Origin of the sequence: Sphingopyxis sp. (assembly GCF_035250425.1) — a bacterium.
Taxonomy (GTDB): Bacteria; Pseudomonadota; Alphaproteobacteria; order Sphingomonadales; family Sphingomonadaceae; genus Sphingopyxis.
The window spans coordinates 1-3,388 of the sequence record NZ_DATFFD010000131.1 but is presented as its reverse complement, the minus strand read 5'-3'; the positions used below and the strand labels follow the sequence as shown (position 1 = coordinate 3,388).

3 protein-coding genes are annotated in these 3,388 nt (G+C 62.6%); all 3 read right to left on the bottom strand.

Annotated features, from left to right (window positions below):
• Positions 1 to 140: 140 nt before the first annotated feature.
• Genes VJ811_RS07620 through VJ811_RS07610 form a run of 3 tightly spaced genes read right to left on the bottom strand, consistent with a single transcriptional unit; the run spans position 141 to position 2,566 of the window.
• On the bottom strand, positions 141 to 617 hold the full coding sequence (locus VJ811_RS07620) for a glutathione peroxidase (protein WP_324071656.1): 477 nt from the start codon (positions 615 to 617) through the stop codon (positions 141 to 143).
• 28 nt (positions 618 to 645) lie between these two features.
• The gene (locus VJ811_RS07615; protein ID WP_324071655.1) at positions 646 to 1,323 is read right to left on the bottom strand and encodes an ABC transporter ATP-binding protein; all 678 of its coding nucleotides are present in this window, start codon (positions 1,321 to 1,323) and stop codon (positions 646 to 648) included.
• On the bottom strand, positions 1,316 to 2,566 hold the full coding sequence (locus VJ811_RS07610; RefSeq protein ID WP_324071654.1) for a lipoprotein-releasing ABC transporter permease subunit: 1,251 nt from the start codon (positions 2,564 to 2,566) through the stop codon (positions 1,316 to 1,318). Before VJ811_RS07610 ends, VJ811_RS07615 begins: the two co-directional genes overlap by 8 nt.
• Positions 2,567 to 3,388: the final 822 nt, after the last annotated feature.

Here is a 3,388-nt window from a genome sequence, read left to right as displayed (position 1 = left end):
CGTTCGCGGGCCGCCTTGGCGATCAACTTGGGCTCGATCGCCCCTTCGAGCATCGTGTAGCTGGAAAAGACGCGAAGGGGGACAAAGGGGCTGAAGGCCATCGAATGACGCTACAGTGACAGCACCGATTCTGCCAAGGGTTAACCCAGCAGTTCCTCGATCTCTTTGCGCAATTGTTCAGGCTTGGTCGTCGGCGCGTGGCGCGACACCGTCTTGCCATCACGTCCAACCAGGAATTTGGTGAAATTCCACTTGATCCCGCTGCCGAGCAGCCCCGTCTTTTCCTTCTTCAGATGCTTGAAGATCGGATCGGCATCGCTGCCGTTGACGTCGATCTTCGCCATCACCGGAAAGCTGACGTCATAGGTCAGCGTACAGAAATTCGCGATTTCGGCGGCGTCGCCGGGCTCCTGCGCGCCAAACTGGTTACACGGGAAGGCCAATATCTCCAGCCCGCGATCCTTATAGTCGCGGTACAATTCCTCCAGCCCTTCATATTGCGGGGTGAAGCCGCATTTCGACGCGGTGTTGACGATCAGCAGCACCTTGCCGCGATAGTCGGCCAAGGACTGCGCGCCGCCGCCGGGCAGCTTCGCCGAAAGATCGTATAATGCCATAGTCCGTCCCCTGTCTGGTCGCCCGAGCCTACGCCTCGATGCGCCCGTCGTGCAAGCGCAGCACGCGGTCCATTCGTGCGGCGAGCCGCTCGTTGTGTGTCGCCACCAGCGCCGCCGATCCATGGTCGCGTACCAGCTTGACGAACTGATCGAACACCCGGTCGGCGGTCGCCTCGTCGAGATTGCCCGTCGGCTCGTCGGCGAGCACCAGCAAAGGCCGGTTCGCGAGCGCGCGCGCCACCGCGACGCGTTGCTGCTCGCCGCCCGACAGCTTGCTCGGTTTGTGGTGGAGCCGCTCGGCCAGCCCCAGCCGCCCGAGCAGGTCGGCGGCGCGCTCCTCGGCTTCGGTCTGCCCCGCCCCGCGGATCAGCTGCGGCAGCACGACATTCTCGATCGCGTTGAAATCGGGAAGCAGGTGGTGGAATTGATAGACGAAGCCGATCTTCTCGCGCCGCGTCTTCGTCCGCTCGCCTTGCTCGAAGCGTGTGACATCCTCGCCATCGATGCGGATCGTTCCGCCGAAGCCGCCCTCCAGCAGACCTACGGCTTGCAGCATCGTCGATTTGCCCGATCCTGACGGACCGAGCAGCGCGACAATCTCGCCGCGCTTGAGCGAGGCGTTGACGCCGCGCAGCACGTCGATCGTGACGTCGGCCTGTGTGAAGCTGCGCTTCAGCTCGACCAGTTCCAGCGCGAGATCACTCATAACGCAGCACCTGCACGGGGTCGGTATTGGCGGCCTTATAGGCCGGATACAGCGTCGCGAGGAAGCTGAACACGATCACCATGACGACGATCGCTGTAATCTCGAACGGATCGGGCTTTGACGGCAGTTCGGTGAGGAAACGGATCGATGGATCCCACAGGGGCTGGCCGGTCAGGAACTCGACCCCGCGCAACACGCCCTGGCGGAAATAGAGCAGCGAGAAACCGACGATCATCCCGGCGATGGTTCCCGCGACACCGATCGAAAGCCCTATCGCCATGAAGATACGCATCACCGCGTCGCGCGGCGCGCCCATCGTGCGCAATATCGCCATGTCGCGCGTCTTTGCGCGCACCAGCATGATCAGCGACGATATGATGTTGAACGACGCGACGAGGATGATCAGTGACAGGATCACGAACATCGCGACGCGCTCGATCGACAGCGCCTCGAACAGGCTCGCGTTCATCGATCGCCAATCCGACACGACCGCCTGTGCCGCGACCTTTTCGGCGAGCGGCCGCAATATTTCGCCAACCTTGTCGGGGTCGGTCGTCTTGATCTCGATCATTCCGACCTGGTCACCGGTCAAGAGGAGCAATTGCGCATCCTCCATCGGCATGACGACATAGGCCTTGTCGAAATCATAGACGCCGATCTCGAATATCGCGGTGATCCGATAGCTGATTTCGCGCGGTACGGTGCCGAACGGCGTCGAACGACCCGCCGGATTGATGATCGTCAGGTTCGACCCGACGGTTGCGCCGAGGTTGCGCGCCAGCTCGCTGCCGATCGCGATATTGCCCGATCCGGCAGTCAGCGTGTCGAGGCTGCCCTGCAACACCTTGCCGTTCAGCGTCTCGTTCTTGCGGATGTCGGGCACCAGCATGCCGCGCACCAATATCCCCTCGACGCGTCCGCTATAGGTGCCGAGCAACGGCTGCTCGATCAGCGGCGTCGCCGACACGACGCCCGGCGTCGCCTTCGCCTGTTTCAGCACGTCCTGCCAGTCGTCGAGCCGCCCGCCGAAGCCCTGCACCACCGCATGGCCGTTCAGCCCGACGATCTTGTCGAACAGATCACTGCGTACGCCATTCATCACGCTCATCACAATCACCAGCGCCGCGACGCCGAGCATGACGGCCGTGAAGCTGAACGCCGCAGCGACGAAGATGAACCCTTCGCCGCGCTGCGGAAGCATATAGCGTTTGAAGATGGTGCGTTCGTAAGGACGCAGGATCATGGAGCGGTGTGCCTTTGCGGCGCATGAGGAATGACACGCATAGCGCCGCTTTAAGCAGCGCCGCCACCGCTGGCAATGGCCGCCGGCATGGCGTCAAACGGCAAATGATTTGCCGAATGTGTTGCCGATAGGTCACAGCGCCCGGCAAAAGCGGGGTCACGCGCCCGTCAGAGAGTGACAAAGCCCCCCTGCGGACCTACCCACGCAGCTTCTGGTTCAACGCGGCCCAAAGGCCCGGCTCCAGGGAGTGCAGACCTTTCGCCAGGTCTGCAACAAAGGGGGATGGCGAGTGTTCGTCACAGGCGCCCGGGTTTCGCAAAGCGAGGCCCGGGCGTTGTGATTCCGGCTTCACTGGCAGCAATGACGACCTTGGGGTGGTGAACCGCCATTGCCTTCCCTCGTCATCCCGGATTGAATGCGGGGATTCGGTCGACGCAAGAACCGCATAATCATTCCAAAGTTCAGGAAAGTTCAGCCTTATGCATCGCCCGGTCTGGGCCTCGCGGCGCGCTGGACGCGCCCGGCACACCCCGCCGTGGCCGCATCCGTTCGCTAGGCAGCAACCGCTTTTATCCACCAAATGAAAGAGCCGGGACAAGGGCTGGCACAGCCCGATAATGTAGGAAAGGCTTATTTGAAGGCGACGCCGGCTTTGGGGTGGGGAGCGGACGGTCTTGATCCTCCCCATCGACTTGCGATGGGGAGGTGGCAGCCCGCAGGGCTGACGGAGGGGTCGCAACCTCTCGTCAAGACGCACCGTCCCGACCCCTCCACCACCGCCTACGGCGGCGGTCCCCCTCCCCGTTCCGGGGAGGAACTAAA

Excerpts from the sequence above, each read along its gene's own strand:
- VJ811_RS07620 (WP_324071656.1), bottom strand. The coding sequence starts at position 617 with ATGGCATTATACGATCTTTCGGCGAAGCTGCCCGGCGGCGGCGCGCAG.
- VJ811_RS07615 (WP_324071655.1), bottom strand. The coding sequence starts at position 1,323 with ATGAGTGATCTCGCGCTGGAACTGGTCGAGCTGAAGCGCAGCTTCACA.
- VJ811_RS07610 (WP_324071654.1), bottom strand. The coding sequence starts at position 2,566 with ATGATCCTGCGTCCTTACGAACGCACCATCTTCAAACGCTATATGCTT.